Genomic DNA, 21675 nt, shown 5'->3' with positions numbered 1-21675 from the left:
GCGATCCCGTGCCGTGGCGAGTCCCGCCGGAAGCGGACCGAAATCGTGGCGGCGCAGGTCAATGGGCCCTGGTTGCGACGACTTTGTGGCAGTAAGGGCAGATCACACCGCCCGTACCGGTGGTTAGACTCACCCGACTGCGATCAGGGGACCCCAGGCGGCCGCGGGAGGCACGAGATGGCGCAGACGAAGAAGATCATGCTCTACGCGGTCACCGTCTTCGCGCTGTATACGATCATCACTTCCCCCGCCCGGGCGGCCGACCTCGTCCAGATAGGTTTCGAGGGCATATCGAGCGCGGCGCAAGGCGTGGGCCACTTCATGACGGAGCTGGTCAACTAGACCCCCCGGCGACTCCGGTCGTCCGCTCGGCATTCGGCCCTCGCACGTCACCGGTGCGGGGGCCGTGCTCTGTGGCGGCCCCCGGTGCGCACGTCCGCGGCCGCTCCGGCATACATGCTCGAAGTCCCGCCGCAGTCCTCAACTCCTCACCAACACGGCACTTTACGGTGCTTGCGCACATTGCACATGTCTTGTGATGCTATGACCGCTTTTGGCTGTTGCGTGAAGCAAACCCGACCCGGACCCGTGAAGAGGTGGTGGCTGAGTGGCGGCGACCCAGACCCGCGAGAGCCGCAGCGCGGAGGCCCGGGCGCTGACCCAGGAGCTCTTCGAGCAGCTGGCCGGGCAGGAGCCCGGCACCGCGGGACACGAACGGGTGCGCACCGCACTCATCGAGGCCAACCTTCCGCTGGTGCGCTATGTCGCGGCCCGCTTCCGAAGCCGCAACGAGCCGATGGAGGACGTCGTCCAGGTCGGCACCATCGGGCTCATCAACGCCATCGACCGCTTCGACTCCGAGCGCGGGGTGCAGTTCCCCACCTTCGCGATGCCGACGATCATCGGTGAGATCCGGCGCTACTTCCGCGACAACGTGCGCACCGTGCACGTGCCGAGGCGGCTGCACGAGATGTGGGTCCAGGTCAGCAGCGCGACCGAGGACCTGACGACGGCGTTCGGACGCTCACCGACCACCGCGGAGATCGCGGACCGCCTGAAGCTCGCCGAGGAGGACGTCCTCGCCTGCATCGAGGCCGGACGCTCCTACCGCGCAACGTCGTTGGAGGCGGCACAGGAGCGCGAGGACGGCCTGCCGGGCCTGCTGGACCGCCTCGGCTACGAGGACCCGGAGCTGGACGGGGTCGAACACCGCGATCTGGTAAGGCATCTGCTCGTCCAGCTGCCGGAGCGGGAACAGCGCATCCTGCTGCTGCGCTACTACCGGAACTTGACGCAGTCACAGATCAGCGCCGAGCTGGGGGTGTCGCAAATGCACGTTTCGCGACTGCTGTCGCGGAGCTTCGCGCGACTGCGGGCCGCCAATCGAATCGAGGCATAAGCGGACAGAGGCACGCGTTGTGGCGACCCAACTGCCTCAGCTATGCAGTTTTATCGACATGAGGCTACGTCGTGTTGCCTACTTGTGACATTCTGCAAGAGCTGCGTTTGCGGCGACGGCGCTTCCGGTATGCAGGGGGAGGTGCCTCCCTCTCCGGAGGGTGCCGCAGCGATCCGTCCGCGACCTCAAGGGGGTGGCATGTCCGTAGAACTGGGCAGCTCGAAGGTGCTCAACGAGAACACGACCGACGACGTCGACGCCTTGGGAGCCCCCGAGGCCCCCGCAGACCACGATGCCATCGACACGCGCACCCTCTCCCGCTCCCTCTTCCTCCGGCTCGCCGCACTCGACAACGACGGCACCGAGCGGACGTACGTACGCGACACCCTCATCGAACTCAACCTGCCGCTCGTGCGGTACGCGGCGGCCCGTTTCCGCAGCCGCAACGAGCCGATGGAGGACATCGTCCAGGTCGGCACGATCGGCCTGATCAAGGCGATCGACCGCTTCGACGCGGAGCGCGGCGTGGAGTTCCCCACGTTCGCGATGCCGACGGTCGTCGGCGAGATCAAGCGCTTCTTCCGCGACACGTCCTGGTCGGTGCGGGTGCCGCGCCGGCTGCAGGAGCTGCGGCTCGCGCTGACGAAGGCGAGCGACGAGCTGTCGCAGACCCTGGACCGCTCTCCCACCGTGACCGAACTCGCCCAGTGTCTCGGGGTGTCCGAGGAGGACGTGGTCGACGGGCTGGCTGTGGGCAACGCCTACACGGCCTCCTCGCTGGACTCCCCGTCCGTCGAGGAGGACGGCGGCGAGGGATCGCTCGCGGACCGGCTCGGTTACGAGGACAGCGCGCTGGAGGGCGTGGAGTACCGCGAGTCGCTGAAGCCGCTGCTGGCCAAACTGCCGCCGCGTGAACGGCAGATCATCATGCTGCGCTTCTTCGCCAACATGACGCAGTCCCAGATCGGCGAGGAGGTCGGCATCTCGCAGATGCACGTCTCGCGGCTGCTGACCCGTACGCTCGCGCAGCTGCGCGAGGGGCTGATCGCGGAGGAGTGAGCCCTGCGCCGCACCGGGACATGCCGCCCGGACGTACGGCGTACGGATGTGCCGCGTACGGAGCCGTGCCGTACGCACGCATCTCCCGGCGCTGGAACCCCCGGCACGGAGCCGGGAACGGCTGACGAGCCACAGACCCGGCCGGAGACGGCTCGGCGACCGGAAAGCGCGGGGACACGCGCGGCGAGCGCCCCGGGCACCGCCGCCGGCCGGCCAGGGCCGCAACACGGGCCGCTGCCCGGCCAGTCGGAGCCGCGGGCCCGGCCTGCCCGCGGGGCGGCCTCAGCCCACGGCCGGTACGCACGCGGACCGGCCGCTTCAGCGTGGGACCGTGAGAACGCTTCGGCGTGGGACCGTCAGAACAAGGCGAGCCAGATGGCCGCGGCCACCACCGCGACGGCGGCGGCGACGCCGACGATCAGTCCGGTCCTGGGGCCCGAGGAAGCAGGCTGCGGCGCGGGGTGCCGCCTCGCGCTCGCACCACCGCCCGTCTCCTCGTCGACGAACGCGCGGAACATCTGCGTGCTGCCGGCCGGGTCCTGGGAGGGGTCGGGACCTTGCGGGGCATGAGGGTTGTGAGCCATGGGGCAGGACCCTAGCGAACCCTTCCGTCCTCGGCAGCCCCGGCCCGGCCGCGCCTTCCGGCACAGCGCGGCACTCCCCGGGAGCAAGATCAGCTTTGCTGATTCTTTGCCTCCGGATACGCCCACTTCATTTGCGTACGGCAACTAAGGGTTTATGGTTGCCCGAAGCAACGATAAGCAGGGGTGAGATGGCTGCACGAGCCGCACGCGGGAGCTACGAGGAACTGGCCCGGCACCTTAGCGGGATCGGTGCCGTCAGGCGAGAGATGGCGCGTGGATTGCCACATGACTGTCCGCCCGCCTCCGCCGGTGTGCTCACACTTCTGCACAAGTACGGCGAGATGCGCATGGGCCGGCTCTCGCAACTCATGGCCACGGACATGTCGGTCACGAGCCGTCACGTCTCACACACCGAGGAGCGCGGATGGGTCGAGCGGCACCCCGACCCGGAGGACGGCCGCTCCCGGCTGCTCCGCCTCACCGAACGGGGAAACCGGCAACTGGAGACCCTCTCCGAGGCCACAACCGAGGCCCTGGAGAACGTTCTTCACGACTGGACGGAGGAGGACATCGCACGGCTGAACGAGATGCTGGAGCGTCTTCGGGAGAGCTTCGGCGACAGCCGTGCGCGCCCCGCTCAGCAGGGCCCTCCACAGACCACCGCACGGCACTGAGGAAGAAGTAAGGAAGAGAATGGCCACGACCACACCGTCCGGTGTGCAGGGCACCGGCGCCGGAGGCGGAGCGGGGAACGCGTCCCGCACGCAGCCGCCTGCCTCCTTGGGGCCGGACGGCACCGCACCCATGACGCACCGGCAGATCATGGAGGCGCTGTCCGGGCTGCTGCTCGGCATGTTCGTCGCCATCCTGTCCTCGACGATCGTCGCGAACGCCCTGCCGAAGATCGTCGCCGACCTCGGCGGCGCCCAGAGCTCCTACACCTGGGTGGTGGCCGCCTCACTGCTGACGATGACCGCCTCCACCCCCCTGTGGGGGAAGCTGGCGGACCTCTTCAGCAAGAAGGCGCTGATCCAGACGGCGATCGTCATCTTCGTACTCGCCTCGGCCAGCGCCGGACTGGCACAGAACACCGGCATGCTGATCTCCTCGCGCGCCGTGCAGGGCATAGGCATGGGCGGTATCTCCGCCCTCGTCCAGACCGTGATCGCAGCGATGATCTCCCCGCGGGAACGCGGCCGTTACACCGGCTACATCGGCGCCTCCTTCGCGGTCGCCATGGTGAGCGGTCCGCTGCTGGGAGGCGTCATCACCGACACCAGCTGGCTCGGCTGGCGCTGGTGCTTCTACGTCGGCATCCCCTTCGCCGTGATCGCACTGGTGGTGCTCCAGCGGACGCTCCGTCTCCCGGTCGTCAAGCGGCAGGTGAAGGTGGACTGGACCGGTGCCTTCCTGGTGGCCGCCGCCGCCTCGCTGCTGCTGGTGTGGGTGACCTTCGCCGGCGACAAGTACGCCTGGTTCTCGTGGCAGAGCTACGCGATGGTGGGCGGTTCGCTGCTGCTGGCGCTGCTGTTCGTCCTCGTGGAGTCCAAGGCCGCCGAACCGATCATCCCGCTGCGGCTGTTCCGCAACCGCACGATCGCGCTGACGTCGGCCGCCTCGATGTTCGTCGGCATCGCGATGTTCGGCGCGACGGTCTACCTCGGCCAGTACTTCCAGCTGGCGCGCGGCGAGTCACCGACGATGGCCGGTGTGATGACGATCCCGATGATCGTCGGCATGTTCCTCTCCACCACCCTCTCGGGGCAGATCATCGCCCGTACGGGCAAGTGGAAGCTCTGGCTCTGCTCCGGCGGCCTGCTGGTGACCGCCGGCATGGGGCTGCTGGGCACCCTGCGGTACGACACCGTCTACTGGCACATGGCCGTCTTCATGACCCTGCTCGGCCTCGGCGTCGGCATGATGATGCAGAACCTCGTGCTGGCCACGCAGAACGTGGTGGGCCCCGCCGACCTTGGCGCCGCGAGCTCGACGGTGAACTTCTTCCGCTCCCTCGGCGGCGCCGTCGGCGTCTCCGTGCTGGGCGCGGTGCTCGCCCACCGCGTCGCCGACCACGTCGACGCGGGACTGGACAGACTCGGCATCCAGCACGGCGGCCCCACAGGCGGCAGCGGCAGCGACATCCCCGACCTCTCCGAACTGCCCGGCCCCGTACGCGAGGTCATCCAGAACGCCTACGGCCACGGCATCGGCGACATCTACCTCTACGCCGCACCCTGCGCCCTGCTGAGCCTGCTGCTGGTGCTGTGGATCAAGGAGATGCCGCTGAGGACGACGTCGGCCATGGAGCAGGCACACGGGGAGCCGGACGGCGGCACCGGCGCGGACGGCCGGCAGCAGAGCGTCCCGGACGCCTCCGCCGCCGCTGCCGCCGCGGCGTGGCACTCGGCGCGGCAGGAGCAGGCACACGGCGGCCCGGACGGGGCAGGGCCGTGGTCGGCGAAGGGCGCCGAGGAGACCGACCTCTCCTCGCTCTCCCAGCACTCGGTGCGCGGCGTCGTCCGCAACGCCGAGGGCGCCGGGGTGCCGCGGGCCGCGCTGACTCTGATCTCGCTGACCGGAAGCCAGCTGGGACGCTGCGTGGCCCGGGCCGACGGACGGTACGGCGTGGACACCCCCGGCCCCGGCAGCTACGTGCTCATCACCGCCGCGGACGGCCACCAGCCGCAGGCGTCCACGATCACCGTCGGCGAGGAGCCCCTCCTCCAGGACGTGCTCCTGCACGCCACCAGCGCGCTCGCCGGCCACGTACGCGGCTCCGTCGACGGACAGCCCGTGGGCTCGGCGATGGTCGTCGTCACCGACGACCGGGGCGAGGTGCTGGCCACCGGACGCACCGGCGAGCGGGGGGACTTCAGCTTCGACGAGATGGTGCCCGGCACCTTCACCCTCGCCGTCAACGCACCCGGGTACCGCCCCTCCGCACAGCCAGTCGAGGTGGCGGGGCAGGGCGTCAGCCGTGTCGAGGTCGAACTGGCCGCGGGCGCCCGCGTGCAGGGCGTCATCCGGGCGGGCGTCGACCGCAGCCCGCTGCCGGACGCACGCGTGACGCTCGTCGACGCGGAGGGGAACGTGGTCGCCGTCGCCACCACCGGCGAGGACGGCGCGTACGGCTTCACCGACCTCGACCCCGGTGACTACTCGGTCATCGCCACCGGGTATCCGCCGGTGGCGTCCGCCCTCAATGTCGACGGTCACGGCGAGGACGCCTACGACATCGAACTGCACCACCCCGGCGAGTGAGCCACCCGCCGTCCGGCACCGCCCCAGGGGTGCCCTCCCCGTACGCGGTCCGCACGGGGCGGGCCGGTGACGGCCTTCCCGCCCCGCGGCGGCAGAAGGAAGACTGGGCGGCGGGCACGGGACGGCTCGCCGGTCCCGGTCCCGGTGCCCGGTCTCGCGGCCCGGTCCTGGAACCAGGGAGCGGTGGCCCGGGGCCTGTCACAGGCCGGACGACAGACCGTGCCTGAACGAGAAGGAGCGAGATCGAGACATGGCAGGCACAGGCGTGCGGGCGCAGATCCACACCCGCGAGGGTTGGCCGGTACAGCACGCCGTGCTGACCGTGACCGACATGACGGGCGAGCAGGTCCTCCGCGTCGAGGCGGACCCGGAGGGCCTCATACAGAGCGAGGAGGCGCTGCCCGCCGGACCGTACACGGTGATCGCGACGGCTCTGGGCTACGCTCCGGCCGCCTCCACCGCGCTGGTCACCGCCTCCGGACGGGTCGACCTGGGCACGCTGGAACTGGTGCGGCAGGGGGGTACCGAACTGCCGCCGCCCGGGCCGTGGACGATCGATCCGGTCCACTCGACGGTCGGTGCCACGGCACAGCACCTGGGCATCTCCAGCGTGCACGGCCGCTTCGAGAAGTTCTACGCCCGCGTGGAGATCGACGAGGAGCCGGAGCGGTCCTGGGTCGAGGCCGTCATCGAGGGCGCGAGCATCAACACCGGCAACCCCGTCCGCGACGCGCACCTGCGCTCCGAGGACTTCCTCAATGTGGACAAGCACCCACAGCTGACCTACCGCAGCCACGCGGTCGAGCCCTCGGGCACCGACCGCTGGGCGGTACACGGATGGCTGGCGATGCACGGCGTCGTACGGGACGTCACACTCGACCTCTCCTACCTCGGCTACGGCCCCGACCTCTGGGGCGGCGTACGGGCCGCGTTCAAGGCGACGGCCGAACTCAGGCGCGAGGACTTCGCGATGAACTACAACCAGATACTCGCGGCCGGCATCGCGGCGATCGGGACGAGACTGAAGATCGAGCTCGACATCCAGGCGGTGCAGGGGGAGACGCTGCCGGACTACGGGTGAGTCCTGCGGAGAGCCTCCGCAGGCAGCGCGGTCACGAGTCTGCTGCGGGGGCTCTGGCCGCTTTGCCCGGCGCCGCACGCCGACGCGGCGCCGCTCCGGCGGTCCGGCACTGCGCCGGGCCACCGGAGCGGCGGTGTCACCCCTATGGGGTCAGCTGTTCACGTAGGACATGTAGGTGTCCCAGTTCCAGTTCGGGCCCGGGTCGGTGTGGTCGTTGCCGGGAACCTCGTTGTGGCCCACGATGTGCGCGCGGTCCTTGGGGATGCCGTGCTTGTCGCACAGGTGCTTCGTCAGCGCGGCGGAGGAGCGGTACATCGCGTCGGTGAACCACGCCGGGTCGTCGACGAAGCCCTCGTGCTCGATTCCGAGACCGGAGGCGTTGCCGCTCTTGGCGTGCCATGCGGTGTCGGCGTCCCGCACCATCTGCGTCACCTCGCCGTCGGAGGAACGCACCACGTAGTGGGAGCTGACGTCGGACTCCGGGTTCTTGAACCAGCTGATCGTCCCGGCGTAGGCGCCCTGGGTCACATGCACGATGACCTGCGAGATCGCCGCAGTCCGGCCGGTGTTGTAGTTCGAGGGGTCGGCGGCGTTCCAGATCGCCGGCGGGTAGTCGTCGCTCCTGGTGCCCGGGGCCGAGACGTCGGCGAGTCCGCCCCGCTCCGGGCTGACCTTCTGCGGCGAGAGCCTCACCTTCGAAGTGCCCCCGGCCGGGATGCCCTCGTTGACGAACTCGTAGGCGGCGTCCGCGTACAGGCGCTTGAGGGAGGCGCTCTCGGCACCGCCGTAGCCGGCGACCGCCGGGTACCACGCCTCGATGCGGTCACGGTCGGCCGCCTTCAGGCCGGCCTTGTCGGCGAACGCCCGGAGGACCGCCGCGCCGCCGCGGATGTTCGCGGCGTCGTTCTCGCGCAGGTCGGTCACCGACTCTCCGGTGATCTTCGCGGCCTGCTCCAGCGTCTGCCGTTCGGGGTTGCTGACGAGGTGCATGACGCCGAAGCCGTTGTCCTGGCTCGGCTTGCCGTCGTGACCGTCGAGGCGTGTCTCGGCGTAGCCGACGGACACCAGCAGGTCGCGCGGTACGTCGAACTCCGAAGCGGCCTCGGTGAAGGCCTCGTTCATGGTCGGCCCGGCGCCGGCGGGGGCCGCCGTCGCGCTCTGCCCGACGGCGCTCAGGGACAGGGCGATCGCGCCGCAGACGGTCGCGGTGAGGGCTCTCTTGCGTGTGTTCATGGGGCTGGTCGCCTCTCTGCAGTTCCGGCGCGTGGTGGGGGGATCGAGCTCTGCGGTACCGGCCGGCACGCCGGATCTCGGCCGGTACCTGGTGGGTCGGCGTGGTACGCCCGTGCGTCACGTCCCGGTGGGGGGCAGCGGGACGTGACGCCGCCTGTGCGCCGCGCTGCACGTGGCGCCCCGGCGACAGGACCGTACGGAGAGCGGGAAGGGGACCCGCTCCGCGAACGTCAGCCCGTCAGGGTGTGCACGGCAGGGTGACGCCGCGCTCTGCCATGTAGGCCAGCGGGTCGTCACCGAAGCCGGTGCCGCCGTCGATATGCACCTCGAAGTGCAGGTGCGGGCCCGTCGACTGGCCCTCGTTGCCCACGGAGGCGATCCGCTGGCCTTCGGTGACGGTATCGCCGACGGCGACGAACCGCTCGAACATGTGGCCGTACTCGGTCACTGAGCCGTCCGGGTGCTTGATGCGGACCCACTGGCCGTAACCGCTGGCCGGACCGGACTCGGTGACCTCACCGGGACCGGCCGCGAAGATCGGCGTACCGATCGGGGCGGCGAGATCGACGCCGTCGTGGCCGTCGTGGTACCCCTGGCTGATCTCCGCCGCGACCGGGCAGGCACCCGGGTAGGCGGCCTTCTCGCCCGCCGCTGCGCTCGCGCTCGACGGCAGGGCCACCAGGGTCGTCAGGGCACAGCCGCAGGCGGCGGTGAGAGCGATCAGCGCGCGCTTGGTGCGTCCGCTGTGGGGACGGGACATCGGCATTCCTTCCACGGATGAAGACGAATTCCGTGCGAACGCCAGTAGAAGAGACCGGCCATGTACGCGACAACCCTGTTCGCTCAACAAGTGGCTTTTTCTCGGCGTGGTGAAGAAAAACGGCGGTGCGAATCGTCCACAGGCACGCGAATTCGGACCACTTCTTTTTTGGTCCAACCAGTGAAAGAGATCCGCGTCTCACGTTCTGGACCGAACTGCCGTGCCGCCGGGGACTGTTGGCGTACGGAATCCGTGGCGGGCCGGACCGCCGGACCGGCCGCTCACCGGACCTGCCGTCACTCGAGGACGGCCAAGCACCGCAAATGCCCTGTATTTCCCGGGTGAAGCGAAAGAACGCCGAAGGCCGAAAACCCCCGGAATCCACCGGACGCCGCACCTCCGGTACGGGAAATCGCGCCCTCCCGGCGAATCACCGACCCGCCTGCCCGCCCGCGCCGAGATCAATCCAACCGGTGACCGTCTCCCCCACCGGGACGGGTTCGACGCCATTCTGCATGAGCAGACGGCGAACGGCCGCGTTGTCCGGAGTCGTACTCACGAACAACGACTCGAACTCCTCGGCGCCCGCGAGGTCGACGAGCCGGCCCAGCACCGCGCCACCGACCCCTCTGCCCCGCTGGGACCTTGAGAGCCACAACCCGGCCTCCGCGGCACGCCTCTCCGTCTCCAGCACACCGAGCCGGGCGGCGCCTGCCACGGTTCCTCCCACGGTGACGGCGTACGTGATCTCCACCGGCGCGGCCGACAGCGACCTGGATCTGTGGAACCGCAGGAACGCCGCCCGCCGTTGGGCCGTCCACCCGGCGGGGCCCTCCACCGGGGGCATCACCTCTGCCGGGTCCGCGCCCTCGACCGCGGCGTCCAGGAGTTCGCGGAGCGACTCCTCGTCGAGCGGCCGCAGGGTGACGTCGTCGCGCATGGACGCACTCTGCCCGCGGCACGGAAGAAGCCCCTCGGGAAATCCCGAGGGGCTTCTTCACAGCGCGCGCTCGGCAGGATTCGAACCTGCAACCTTCTGATCCGTAGTCAGATGCTCTATCCGTTAAGCTACGAGCGCTTGACATCCGGCTGTTGAGCGGCCGGGCTGCGTTGCGGGAACAACATTACATGACCGGTGCCGAGAGGCGAAATCTGTTTGCCGCACCCCCGCTGAGCTGCGAAAAGGCCCCCTGAGCACTGGCCCCGGACGCAAAGAACCCCGGCCGCGGAAGCCGGGGTTCCGTGATCGCGAAGATCGGAAGCGGAGGCTGAGGGATTTGAACCCTCGATCAGGGGGTTACCCCGAAACCGCATTAGCAGTGCGGCGCCATAGACCAGACTAGGCGAAGCCTCCAGACGCACCTCGCTCGAGCGAGGCGGCGTGTGCTTGATGATGGCACAGCCTCACCGGCTGTCTCCAATCGGCCCCTACCGTACTCGGTCACGGTACCGGCGGGCAAAGCGAATGACAGCCCGACCGTCGATGACCGGGAACTATCCGCGACTTGACGCCCCACGCGGCACGGCACCCCCGGTGCACCGGAAGAGGCGGCGGAGGCCGGGGAGAAGAGGGGCCGGCGGACGTGAGATCGGAACGACGGGGAAGGCGCACCCTGCCCGACCTGCCGAAGACCCCCGGCAGGCGTACGCACAGCGAGGAGCGAAGTTGACGGCGGAGGAAGAGGCACCCGGAGCCCGCAGAGCGGCCACGGGCAGGGACAGGGGCACGGGCAGGGGGGCGCGGTGCCCCCGCCGCCCGCCCGCCGTCCCTCTCCCGTGCATCCCGGCCTCACCCGCAGGCGCTGCCCTTAGACTCCCCTCTAGTGAGACGCCCGGGATCAGCGGCACACTGGCAGCCGTGACCGGACGGAGCAGAAACGGGCCGCTGGTCACCGGCACCGTGGTCATCAGGGAGGAAGGGTCGTCGTGAGCAGCAGGCCATCACGAGGCGCTGCTCGTCTCGCCGCCATACTCGATGCGCTGCCCGATGCGTTGCTGCTGGTCAACTGCAACGGAACGGTGGTGAACGCCAACACCATCGCGCTGGAAGCGTTCGAGACCCCCGGCACCGCACTGGTGGGGCGAGGGCTGCTCGACCTGCTGCCCGAGTTCGACTCGAAGCGGATTCCGGGTTCGATGCGCAGGCCGGACGACGCCGCCGCCGAGATCCAGGAGCGCCAGCGGCCGACCCGCATGGTGGCCCGGCGCACTGACGGCAGCGACTTCCCCGTCGAGGTCACCAGCGCGAATCTCGAGGACGGGCGCACGCCGTACGCGTCCGCGTTCGAAGCCGCCTTCGCGGACCACGGTCCGGGCTCCGGCAACTCCTACACGGGCGACGAGCTGCTGATGCTCGTCGTACGCGATCTGACCGGCACCCTCGACACCGAGGCCGAACTCGCCCGCCAGCAGCGCCAGACCGAGATGATCCTGCGTGCCGCGTCCGAAGGTGTCGTAGGGGTGGACACCGAGGGGCGCATCGTTCTCGTCAACCCGGCGGCGGCCCAGATCCTCGGCTACCGCGCGGGCGACCTGGGCGGCCAGGAGCTGCACCCGCTGCTGCTCCACTCGCGGCCCGACGGAAACGCCCTCCCGTACGAGGAGACCACCCTCAGCGACACCCTCAAGTCCGGGCGCAAGCACCGGGTGCGTGCCGGGCAGGTGCTGTGGGCGAAGGACGGGCAGCCGGTGCCCGTCGACATCACGACGGCACCCGTGCGCGACGGCGAGCAGCTCGTGGGCGCCGTGGTGACCTTCAGCGACCGCCGCGCCTACGAGTCGCTGGCAGGCAGGCACGAGCAACTGCTCGCCGTGCTCCAGGAGTCGCTGCGCGGCCCGCTGGAGCAGCTGCGGGACGACCTGGGCGGCCTGGCCGCCGACCCCGCGGGACAGCTGTGGCCCGAGGCCAACCAGATCCTGCACCACCTGTCCGCGGGCTACGCGCGGATGACGACGCTGATGGACAACGTGCTCGGCTATCAGCGCCTTGACGCGGGCCGCGAGAAGCTGCGGCGCGAAGTGGTCTCCCTGGACGGGGTCGTGGCGAACGGCGTCGAGGGCGCCGTGGAGCTGATCGGGCCGGGGCGCGCGCAGTTCGCGGTGCACGCGCCGCCGATAGAGGCCGAGGTCGACGCTGAGCGGCTGGCGACGGCGCTGGCCCATCTGATCGCGGACGTCGCGGGGGTCGACGCCACCGGCAGCGCCCCTGCGGCCACTCCCGGGCTGGACTCCACGATCGTGGTCGCGGCGGCGCAGCGCGGTGACGTGGTCCGGATCGAGGTGCGCGGGCCTTACAGCGGCGGCAATCCCGTCCACGAACCGATCGTGCGCGGCATCGTGCGCCGGCACGGCGGTGTCCTGCAGACACACGAGGTGCCGGGTGCGGGAGGCAGCGCGTACGTGCTGGAGGTGCCTGTCTCAGCGGACGGGTCCGGCGGCGGGGCGGAGGCCGGAGCTCCCGGTATGGACGCTGGGGGCAGCAGCACCGACGGCAGTGGCGGCGGCAGTGTCGGCGGCAGTGGGGCCGGCGCGAACGGTGCCGTCCCGCGTGCTCGCGAGGGCCAGAACGAGACGACGGTGATGCCCGTTCCCGCGCAGCCGGTGCGCGGCACGGAAGCTCAGGCCGGCGACGGCGAGTTGTCCGCTGCCGGCGCGTGGACCGGGTCGGGTGACGTGACGGGCGGCCCGCAGGCCGCCGGCCTCCCGAACCAGTTCCAGGCGCAGCCGGGCGCGCCCGGAGCACCGGGCCAGCATGCGTATGCCGCGCAGGAGCGGCAGTCCGAGCAGGCGCACGCGGTGGCCGTACCGTCCGCGCCCGAGGAGGAAGGACGTCCCACCGGCCGTCGCCGCGGACGTCCCAGCCCTGCCGAGGCGCAGGCACAGGCACAACCTCAGGCACAGGCACAGGCACAGCACGAACAGACAGCCGCCGCGCACGATTCCGGTGCGCGGGGCGGCGCGCTGGAGCTGCCCGCCGCCGGCGGCGACGCGGGCGGCCCTCCCGGTGAGGCCGTGCCACAGCAGGCGGGTGCCGGGCGGCGCTCCCGGCGCGCTCTGGCATCGCCGGCGCAGGCGGGTACGGACGCGGAAGCGGAAGGTGCCGTGCAGGCTGCTGGTGCCGGGCAGGTCTCCGCGGGTGCCGGCGAGGCGGCTCCCGGTCAGCAGGTGCCCGCTCAGCCGGGTACGGGCCGCCGTGCGCGCCGTCCCGCGCAGGAGCAGCCCGTTCAGCCGGCTCAGCCCGTCGGGCCCGTTCAGCCCGAACAGGCGGCTCAGCCCGTGCAGCCGGCTCAGCCCGACCAGGCCGGAACGGGCGGAAGCGCGGCCGAACCGGGCGGAGCTGAAGGCGAGGGCGACTCGGCCGGAGGTGCCGGCGGCTCCGGCGGGCGCAGAGCCCGGCGCCTGGCCCGTGCCCAGGCGCAGGGGCAGGCGGGGTCGGAGCCGCAGGTACAGGCCGACGCCCGGGCTCCGGGGCAGACCCCGCAGCCCGAAGGCGAACCGGCAGCGCAGGGTGTGCAGTTCGCGGCACCGCCCGCGCAGCCGCTGCCGGGACCGGCGCAGACCGGGCAGGTGCAGGGGCAGCCCGGACCGGCCCCAACAGGGCAGGGGCAGCAGCCCACGGCGTTCGCGCTCCCTCCGGGACAGGCGGCCCCGCAGCCGGCCGAGGCGGTCGCCGCCGGCAACGCGAACGGTTCGGCTGCCGTGAGCGCCGCTGCCGCGGCGGCGGGCGGGGAGGGCGTGCCCCCCTCGCAGCCGCGCCCGGAGGTGGCAGCCGCGCAGAACGGCGCGGCGCCGCCGTCCCCGGTTCAGCCACCGGTGCAGTCCCCGGTGCAGCCGCCGCAGTCCGGTCAGCCCGAGGCGCCGCCCGTACCGGAGGCGGAGCCCGAGGAGGAGGAGCAGCAGCCCGAACCGCGTGCCGTCGAGCATTCGGTGGTCGCCGCCAGTCCGATCCTGGGCGGTGGTCCGCTGCCGCAGAGCTCCCCGCAGCCGCAGGGCCTGCCCATGCCGGGCGCGCCGGGCGGCTCCGAGGGGCAGTCCCCGTACGAGACGGGGCACCATCTCGTACGCACGCTCGGCCAGGGCGTGCCGTTCACGCACGGTGGCGGTGAGCAGCAGGCCGGGCCTGCCTCTCCGGGGCCGCCCGCCGGGCCCGCTCCCACGCCTGCGCCCACGCCGCCGACGGCCATACCGTCCACCCCGTCCACGCCCGGTTCCGGCAGGCGCCGCAGGCTCGCGGCACCTCCGGGGGAGGCCGACGAGGGCGCGTCCGGCCCGCAGTCCGGTCAGCAGCAGCCCGGTCAGCAGCCGCAGCCCGGCGGCTCTCAGGCATCCGGGCAGGCTCAGGCGCAGGCTGCGGCTCCGCCCGCCCGCGAGTTCACGATCGAGGCACCGGCGGCGGGCGCCGCTGAGGGCCCGGAGCCACTGGACGGCCCGGACAGTCCCGTCGAGGTGACCGACGGCCGTGGAGTGCCCGTGCCCCCGCAGGCCGTCGACGACGAGCTGCCGCCGGAGCCGCTGGACAATCCGCGGCGGCTTCTCGTGTGGCCCGAGCCGGACGCCTCCACCCGGCAGGCCCTCGACGAGCGCGGCTACCGCCCCGTCATCGTGCACTCGCGCGAAGAGGTCGACGCGCAGAAGGCGGCCTATCCCGCCGCGCTGTTCGTGGACCCCCTCACCGGGCCGATCACACGGACAGCGCTGCAGTCTCTGCGTACGGCGGCGATCGCGGCCGAGGTGCCCGTGCTGGTGACGGCCGGGCTCGGGCAGGCGACGCGTGAGGCGGCGTACGGCGCCGATCCGGCCGTGCTCTTCAAGGCACTCGCGCCGCGGGACAGCGAGCAGCACCCGCCGCGTGTACTGCTGATCGAGGAGCGTCCCCCGATCGTGGGTGCGCTCGCGGCGTCGCTGGAACGGCGCGGCATCCAGGTCGGTCACGCTCCGACGGACGAGGCCGCGGTGAACGTGGCCGCGCAGATGCGCCCCAATCTGGTCGTGATGGACCTGATGCAGGTGCACAGGCGGCGTACCGGAATCATCGACTGGCTGCGGGCGAACGGCCTGCTCAGCCGCACCCCGTTCGTCATCTACACCTCCGCCGACATGAATCCGGCGGAGCTTCCCCGGCTGGCGACCGGCGAGACGGTGCTCTTCCTCGCCGAGCGCTCGACGAACGGCGAGGTGCAGCGCAGGCTCGTCGATCTGCTGACGCGGATCGGCGCCAACTGACCTGCACCGTCGCGGGCATCGGTCTCCGCGCGTTGACCGCACGGGAGGGGAGGACACCTCGGGTGCCCGCCCCTGTCGTACCCGTCCCCGTTCCCGTGCACAGCCGGCGGCCGGCGGTCGGCAGTTGGCGGGGCGGTCGGCGGTCTGCAGTTGGCGGGGCGGTTCACCCAGCGGAGCCGTGCGGACCGTCCCACGGCCTCACAGCTGCGTGACGTCCAGCTCCCCCGCCGCGTACTGCCCGCGCAGCACCTTCTTGTCGAACTTCCCCACGCTCGTCTTGGGCACCGCGGGCACCACGGCCCACCGCTCCGGAAGCTGCCACCGTGCCACCCGCCCGGCGAGGAAGGCCCGCAGCTCCTCGTAGCCGACGTCGCCCGCGTCCTCCTTGAGGACGACCGTGGCCAGCGGACGCTCGCCCCACCTGTCGTCGGGCACGGCCACGACCGCCGCCTCGGCGACGGCTTCGTGCGCCATCAGGGCGTTCTCCAGCTCGACCGAGGAGATCCACTCGCCGCCGGACTTGATGACGTCCTTGGCCCGGTCGGTCAGCGTCAGATAGCCGTTCGGGGTGATCACGCCGACGTCGCCCGTGCGCAGCCAGCCGTCCGGGCTGAACTTGTCGTCCGGGCGCAGCGGTTCGTCGGTGGCGCCGCCGTAGTAGGCGGAGGCGATCCACGGGCCGCGCACCTCCAGTTCGCCGGGTGAGCGTCCGTCCCACGGTGCGAAGGAGCCGTCCGGAGCAGCGAGGCGTGCCTCGACCGAGGCGGGGAAGCGGCCCTGGCTGATGCGGTACGGCCACTCCTCCTCGGCGCTCAGCCCGGCCGGCGGGTGGGCGAAGCTGCCCAGCGGCGAGGTCTCCGTCATGCCCCAGGCGTGGCAGACGCGGACGCCGTGGTCCTCCTCGAAGGCCCGCATCATCGCGGGCGGACAGGCGGAACCTCCGATCGTCACCAGCCCCAGGGACGATATGTCGCGCGGCTTTTCCGCCAGTTCGGCCAGCAGGCCCTGCCAGATGGTGGGTACCGCCGCCGCGTGCGTGGGACGCTCCGACTCGATCATCTCGGCGAGCGGTCCGGGCTGCAGGAAGCGGTCGGGCATCAGCATGTTCACGCCGGTCATGAACGTCGCGTGGGGCAGACCCCAGGCGTTGACGTGGAACATCGGCACGACCGGCAGTGTGGTGTCGGCGTCCGTGAGGCCCATGGACTGGGCCATGTTGACCTGCATGGAGTGCAGATACACCGAGCGGTGCGAGTAGACGACGCCCTTGGGGTCGCCGGTGGTGCCCGACGTGTAGCACATGGCGGCGGCCTGGCGTTCGTCCAGCTCGGGCCAGTCGTAGGTGGTGGGCCGCCCGTCGAGCAGCGACTCGTACTCGTGCACGGACGGCCGGCAGCCCTCCAGCACGGAGGTGTCGCCGGGGCCCACGACCACGACGTGCTCGACCGACTCCAGTCCGGGCAGCAGCGGGGCGAGCAGCGGCAGCAGCGATCCGTTGACCACGACGACGCGGTCCGCGGCGTGGTTGACGATCCACACGAGCTGGTCGGTGGGGAGGCGGAGGTTGAGGGTGTGCAGGACGGCGCCCATGGACGGAATGGCGAAGTACGCCTCGACGTGCTCGGCGTTGTTCCACATCAGGGTCGCCACCCTGTCGTCCGGCACGACGCCCAGCTCGTCGGACAGGGCGTGCGCGAACTGGGCGGCGCGGGCACCCGTTTCCCCGAAACTCCGCCGGTGCGGCTCGCCCTCTCCTGTCCAGGTGGTGATCTGCGACACGGAGTGGACGGTCGAACCGTGACGCAGGATGCGCGATATGAGCAGAGGTACGTCCTGCATGGTGCTCAGCATCGGGGGAGCCTCCGGAGGGCCGGTTACGCATGGGTAATCGTGGCGCTGATTGTGCGTGCGTACCGGCCGGTATGTCACTACCCCGTCGGTGAATTCGCCACCGCGGAGTTCCGTGGGCGTTCTGGGGGCGTTGCGTGCGTGTTCCGTGGAAGCCCCCGTACGTGCGCCACGTGCGCCACGTGCGCCCCGCCGCCTCGCCGGACGGTCACGCGCCGCCCCGGAGCGTGACCGGTACCCCCCGAACCCCCGAACCCCCTGCCGCCGTGCGGCCGGCCGGCTCACGCGGCGGCCAGTTCCCCGTCCGCCTCCCGGGCCGCGGAGAGCTTCCCGCGGGGTGCTGCGGGGACGCCGAAGACGTCCGACGCGAGCTGGGGGTCGTCCCTGAGCTTCACCAGCGCGCGGGAGACCGCGCTCTTGACCGTACCGACGGAGACCCCCAGCACCTCCGCCGTCTGCACCTCGCTCAAGTCCTCGTAGTACCGCAGTACGACCATGGCGCGCTGCCGCGCGGGCAGCTTGAGGATGGCGTGCCACAGCGCGTCCCGGTCGGCGCGGGCCTCGGCGGGGTCGGGGCCCTGCACGGGTTCCGGTTCGGGCAGTTCATCGCAGGCGAACTCGTCCACTCTGCGCTTGCGCCACTGCGACGTGCGGGTGTTCAGCAGCGCCTTGCGTACGTAGCCGTCCAGCGCACGGTGGTCCTCGATGCGCTCCCAGGCCAGAAAGGTCTTGGTGAGGGCCGTCTGCAGCAGGTCCTCGGCATCGCACGGATTGGCTGTGAGCGAGCGGGCGGTGCGCAGCAGCACCGGACCGCGCGCCTGCACGTACGACGTGAACGTCAGCGGCGTCCGAGTCGAAGAGGTGGTCCCGGCAGACCGGGCAGTCCCAGGCGAGGTCATGGCTCAACGCTAGGAGCGGAGGCCGCCGGGGGGATCGCCCCAGGGTCGCGAAGGTGCCTCCGCCTCTGGGCGTAGAGGTGGGGTCCGCCGCACCTCCGTAGGGTGGACCCCGTACGCCGCAGGGATCAGGGTGACTCAGGGGCGCGCATCCGGGGTGCGCGCCCCCGGGCCGTCCGGGCCCGCCGTGACGCTCACTTCACGACGGCGACGGGTGCGTCCATCACGTTGCGGTCGATGTTCAGCCGGTGGCCGCCGTAGGTGCGCCGGACGTCACCGTCGTACTGGTGGATGCGCCGGTGCGGACGCCATCCCCAGGGGCTGAGCGACTTCTCCCCGTACACCGATCCCGGCACCTTCCACCGGGCGAACCACACCATCTCCGGCAGCCACTTCCGGCCCGCCTTGCGCGCGCCTTCGATGTGCCGGATGCCGGAGTCGGCGCTGCTGTAGAAGCCGGGGATGTACTTCGCCTTCAGCACCGCGCGGTTCCAGCCCTGGATGAACCTGAGCGTGGTCGCAGCGCACTTGGTGGCGGAGTTGTCGTACGCCTCCATGTCGAGGTAGATCGCGCTGCGCGTGCCCATCCCCAGCCTCTTGGCCTGCCTTACCGCGTCGCGGCCCTCCGCGGCGCCCTTCGCGGCGGGGGAGGAGTGGCTCATGGCGAACCGGCGCTTGCTGGACGCCTTCACGCACGGCGACTGGGAACCGACGTAGATGGGGATCAGCTTCCATCCGGTGGCGGTGACGCTGCGCACCCAGCCGCTGTCGAGGTGGCGCTGGGTGGTGCAGGCGCGGGCCCGTCCGCCGATGTAGACGCCCGCGGCCCCGAAGGGGGAGGTTCCGTACCAGGAGCGCATGACGGAGGCCGAGGGCGCGCGGCAGGTGTCGAAGGCCTCACCGGTGAAGATCTTCGCACCGAGGGCGGTGCGGGGGTCGCCGCTGACGCGGCTCGCTCCGGACTTCGTGCGGGGGCCGGGTGAGCCCCGCGACCCGCTGTCGGCGAGTGCCGGGAGCGCCTCCGCCCCGAGAAGGGCGGCGAGCACGACGAAGGGGACGAGTGCTTTACCGATGATGTGCCTTGTATGCCGCATGGGCCGAGTGAAAGGCGCGGCGACACCGGGAGCAGTCAGGCTCGCCCGCGTCCGGCGCGGTTTCGCCCGTCTGGTCCGCTCCCGGCGGCGGGTGCGGTGCGCACAGCCCCGCGGCGAGAGCGAGCAGGGGGCGCGGGGCAGGGCGCGGGACGAGAGCTGGCGCGGGGCGCCGGCGACGGGCCGGCGCCCCCGGACGGTAGCCTCAACGGCTCACTCCACAGCTCTACTTGACCGCGCCCGCCGTCAGCCCGGCGACGATACGGCGCTGGAAGAAGAGCACCAGGACCACCAGGGGAACGGTCACCAGCACACCCGCGGCCATCTGGCTGCCGTGCGGCGCGACGTACTGCACTGCCCCCGTGAACTTCGAGACAGCGACCGGGGCGGTCTGCATGGACTGCTTGTTGGTCATCGACACAGCGATCAGGAACTCGTTCCAGGCCATCACGAAGGTGAGGATCGCAGTGGTGAACAGGCCCGGCGCGGCCAGCGGCAGGATCACCTTGCGGAACGCCTGGCCACGGGTACAGCCGTCGACCCGCGCCGACTCCTCCAGCTGCGTGGGCATCTGGCGGAAGAAGGCCGTCAGGTTCCACACCGCCAGCGGCAGGGCGAAGGACATGCTCGGCACGACCATGGCCTGATACGTGTTGATCCAGCCGATGCCGACGAAGAGTTTCAGCAGCGGAATGGTGATCGAGACGACCGGGAACATCGAGGTGGCGATGATGCCGGTGAGCACCATCCGCTTGAAGCGGAAGTCGAGCCGGGCCAGCGCGTACGCGGTGGCGACACCGACCGTCAGCGCCAGCACCGTGGTCGTGCCCGCGACGATGAAGCTGTTGCCCAGCGACCGTACGAAGCCCTCCGAAGGGTCCAGCACACTGCGGTAGTTGGCCAGCGACACGGGGGCGGGCCACAGCGAGATGTCGAAGATGTCGGAGGGCCGCCGCAGGCTGGAGACGAGCATCCAGTAGAACGGCGCGAGACACCAGGCGGCCACGGCGACGACGCCCGAGGTGCGCAGCGCGGTCCGCCACGGCCTGCCGGCGGGCTTGCGCGGGGCGGGGTCCGTGCTGGGCGCGACGGGGACGGGCGAGGTCGAGCCGCCGGGGGCCTCCGCCGTGGCGGTGGACGCGGTGCCGGTCATGCCGTGGCCTCCTTCTGCTGGGTCCGGCCACTGCCGGCTGCCGCGCGCGGGCGCTTGCGGGTGCCTCCGTCCGGCTCGTCCCGCGCGCTGAGCAGGTCGGCGCCGAGGAGCTTGATGAACGCGAGAGCGATGAGGAAGACGTAGAGGAAGAGCACCACCGAGTACGCGGAGGCGGGTCCGAACCGGACGTTCGACGCCTCGTCCTGGGCCAGCATCGACAGCGTCTCCACGGATGCCTTGCCCGCGCCGATGAGGATGTAGGGCAGGTCGAACATGCGCAGCGCGTCCAGGAGCCTGAAGAGCACCGCGACCAGGAGGGCGGGCTTGACCAGCGGCAGCGTGATGCTCCACAGGCGGCGCACCGGGCCGGCCCCGTCGACGCGCGCCGCCTCGTAGACGTCCTGGGAGATGATCTGGAGCCCGGCGAGCACCAGGAGTCCCACGAACGGCGAGGTCTTCCAGACCTCGGCGATGATGACCGCCGCCTGTGCCTGGAATCCCTCGGTGGTCCACAGCACCTCGGTGTTCAGCAGGGAGTTGGCGATGCCTTCGCTGTCGAAGATCCAGCGCCACAGAAGTGCGGAGATGGCCGTGGGGATGGCCCAGGGCACCAGGATGCTGGCCCGTATCCAGGCCCTTCCGCGCAGCGCCTGGTGCATGATCAGCGCCATGGCGAGACCGATGACGGTCTCCAGGATCACCGAGGTGACCGTCAGGAACGAGGTGTTCCACAGAGCGTTCCAGAAGCGGTCGCCCGCTCCGGTGAAGATCGAGGTGAAGTTCTCCAGACCGACGAACGGCTCGCCGGGCTCGACGAATCCGGTTGTGGAGTTGATCTCGGGAACGCCGTGCAGCGAGGTGTGCACCGCCGCGAGCACGGGATAGGCGATGACCAGCCCGAGCACGAACAGTGTGGGTGAGAGAAGGAGAGCGGCCATCCGTCCCTCGGCCTGCAGGCGCGATCGCGCCGTCGCGGTACGCCCGCTACTGCGGCGCCGCGGAGCTGTCAGCGACATGGGTTCGAGTGTTCCTTTCTCGGCCGACGGCTCCGCTGCGCGGGCGCCCCCGGGTTGCGGCTGCGTGGGGGA

The 21675-nt window shown here is 71.2% G+C and carries 15 protein-coding genes, 2 tRNA genes and 1 pseudogene; 7 read left to right on the top strand and 11 right to left on the bottom strand.

The window, feature by feature from the left end; genetic code table 11:
* The first annotated feature begins 177 nt into the window (after nucleotides 1-177).
* From H343_RS35505 to H343_RS0107260, 3 genes are all read left to right on the top strand, one after another.
* Entirely contained in the window at nucleotides 178-342 is a 165-nt protein-coding gene (locus H343_RS35505; RefSeq protein WP_199778890.1) for a hypothetical protein, read from the top strand.
* Nucleotides 343-607: 265 nt separating this feature from the next.
* On the top strand, nucleotides 608-1399 hold the full coding sequence (locus tag H343_RS0107265; protein WP_028430600.1) for an RNA polymerase sigma factor SigF: 792 nt from the start codon (nucleotides 608-610) through the stop codon (nucleotides 1397-1399).
* Nucleotides 1400-1597: 198 nt separating this feature from the next.
* Complete coding sequence (locus H343_RS0107260; protein ID WP_028430599.1) at nucleotides 1598-2458, top strand: RNA polymerase sigma factor SigF; 861 nt, start codon at nucleotides 1598-1600, stop codon at nucleotides 2456-2458.
* A 356-nt stretch (nucleotides 2459-2814) separates the two neighbouring features.
* On the opposite strand, the gene H343_RS0107255 is transcribed toward H343_RS0107260, so the two are convergent.
* Entirely contained in the window at nucleotides 2815-3042 is a 228-nt protein-coding gene (locus tag H343_RS0107255) for a hypothetical protein (protein ID WP_028430598.1), read from the bottom strand.
* Between the two features lie 188 nt (nucleotides 3043-3230).
* On the opposite strand from H343_RS0107255, the gene H343_RS0107250 reads away from it, so the two are divergent.
* From H343_RS0107250 to H343_RS0107240, 3 genes are all read left to right on the top strand, one after another.
* Nucleotides 3231-3716, top strand: coding sequence for a MarR family transcriptional regulator (locus H343_RS0107250; RefSeq protein WP_028430597.1), 486 nt, complete (start codon nucleotides 3231-3233; stop codon nucleotides 3714-3716).
* Between the two features lie 130 nt (nucleotides 3717-3846).
* The gene (locus tag H343_RS0107245; protein ID WP_486586828.1) at nucleotides 3847-6303 is read left to right on the top strand and encodes an MFS transporter; all 2457 of its coding nucleotides are present in this window, start codon (nucleotides 3847-3849) and stop codon (nucleotides 6301-6303) included.
* A gap of 250 nt (nucleotides 6304-6553) precedes the next feature.
* Nucleotides 6554-7384 (top strand): YceI family protein, encoded by an 831-nt coding sequence (locus H343_RS0107240; protein WP_028430595.1) that lies wholly within the window; start codon nucleotides 6554-6556, stop codon nucleotides 7382-7384.
* Between the two features lie 159 nt (nucleotides 7385-7543).
* On the opposite strand, the pseudogene H343_RS29345 reads toward H343_RS0107240, so the two are convergent.
* The 5 genes and pseudogenes from H343_RS29345 to H343_RS0107215 form a co-directional block, all read right to left on the bottom strand.
* Nucleotides 7544-8617: pseudogene (locus H343_RS29345) on the bottom strand (N-acetylmuramoyl-L-alanine amidase); the annotation flags it as partial.
* Between the two features lie 238 nt (nucleotides 8618-8855).
* Nucleotides 8856-9377: a M23 family metallopeptidase gene (locus tag H343_RS0107230; RefSeq protein WP_037902722.1), complete on the bottom strand. Its 522-nt coding sequence runs from the start codon at nucleotides 9375-9377 to the stop codon at nucleotides 8856-8858.
* 430 nt (nucleotides 9378-9807) lie between these two features.
* A complete protein-coding gene (locus H343_RS29340; RefSeq protein WP_037902720.1) occupies nucleotides 9808-10317 on the bottom strand; it encodes a GNAT family N-acetyltransferase in 510 nt (169 codons plus the stop codon).
* A 65-nt stretch (nucleotides 10318-10382) separates the two neighbouring features.
* Nucleotides 10383-10455 (bottom strand) — tRNA-Arg (locus tag H343_RS0107220).
* A gap of 184 nt (nucleotides 10456-10639) precedes the next feature.
* Nucleotides 10640-10731, bottom strand: a tRNA-Ser gene (locus H343_RS0107215).
* 572 nt (nucleotides 10732-11303) lie between these two features.
* On the opposite strand from H343_RS0107215, the gene H343_RS0107210 reads away from it, so the two are divergent.
* Nucleotides 11304-15599 (top strand): PAS domain-containing protein, encoded by a 4296-nt coding sequence (locus H343_RS0107210; protein WP_028430593.1) that lies wholly within the window; start codon nucleotides 11304-11306, stop codon nucleotides 15597-15599.
* A 198-nt stretch (nucleotides 15600-15797) separates the two neighbouring features.
* Here H343_RS0107210 and H343_RS0107205 read toward each other — a convergent pair whose 3' ends face one another.
* The 5 genes from H343_RS0107205 to H343_RS0107185 all read right to left on the bottom strand — a co-directional run bounded on the left by H343_RS0107205 (nucleotide 15798) and on the right by H343_RS0107185 (nucleotide 21603).
* Nucleotides 15798-17450 (bottom strand): long-chain fatty acid--CoA ligase, encoded by a 1653-nt coding sequence (locus H343_RS0107205; RefSeq protein WP_028430592.1) that lies wholly within the window; start codon nucleotides 17448-17450, stop codon nucleotides 15798-15800.
* A 278-nt stretch (nucleotides 17451-17728) separates the two neighbouring features.
* Nucleotides 17729-18346 (bottom strand): SigE family RNA polymerase sigma factor, encoded by a 618-nt coding sequence (locus H343_RS29335; protein WP_051264681.1) that lies wholly within the window; start codon nucleotides 18344-18346, stop codon nucleotides 17729-17731.
* Between the two features lie 191 nt (nucleotides 18347-18537).
* The gene (locus tag H343_RS0107195; RefSeq protein ID WP_028430591.1) at nucleotides 18538-19437 is read right to left on the bottom strand and encodes a DUF1906 domain-containing protein; all 900 of its coding nucleotides are present in this window, start codon (nucleotides 19435-19437) and stop codon (nucleotides 18538-18540) included.
* A gap of 223 nt (nucleotides 19438-19660) precedes the next feature.
* A complete protein-coding gene (locus H343_RS0107190) occupies nucleotides 19661-20587 on the bottom strand; it encodes a carbohydrate ABC transporter permease (RefSeq protein WP_078505126.1) in 927 nt (308 codons plus the stop codon).
* Complete coding sequence (locus H343_RS0107185; RefSeq protein ID WP_051264679.1) at nucleotides 20584-21603, bottom strand: carbohydrate ABC transporter permease; 1020 nt, start codon at nucleotides 21601-21603, stop codon at nucleotides 20584-20586. The genes H343_RS0107190 and H343_RS0107185 overlap by 4 nt, the downstream gene beginning before the upstream one ends.
* Between the last annotated feature and the right edge of the window lie 72 nt (nucleotides 21604-21675).

It is taken from the genome of Streptomyces sp. TAA204, assembly GCF_000424965.1.
The sequence above is the reverse complement of the archived record's forward strand: the minus strand, read 5'-3'. Positions and strand labels throughout refer to the sequence as shown.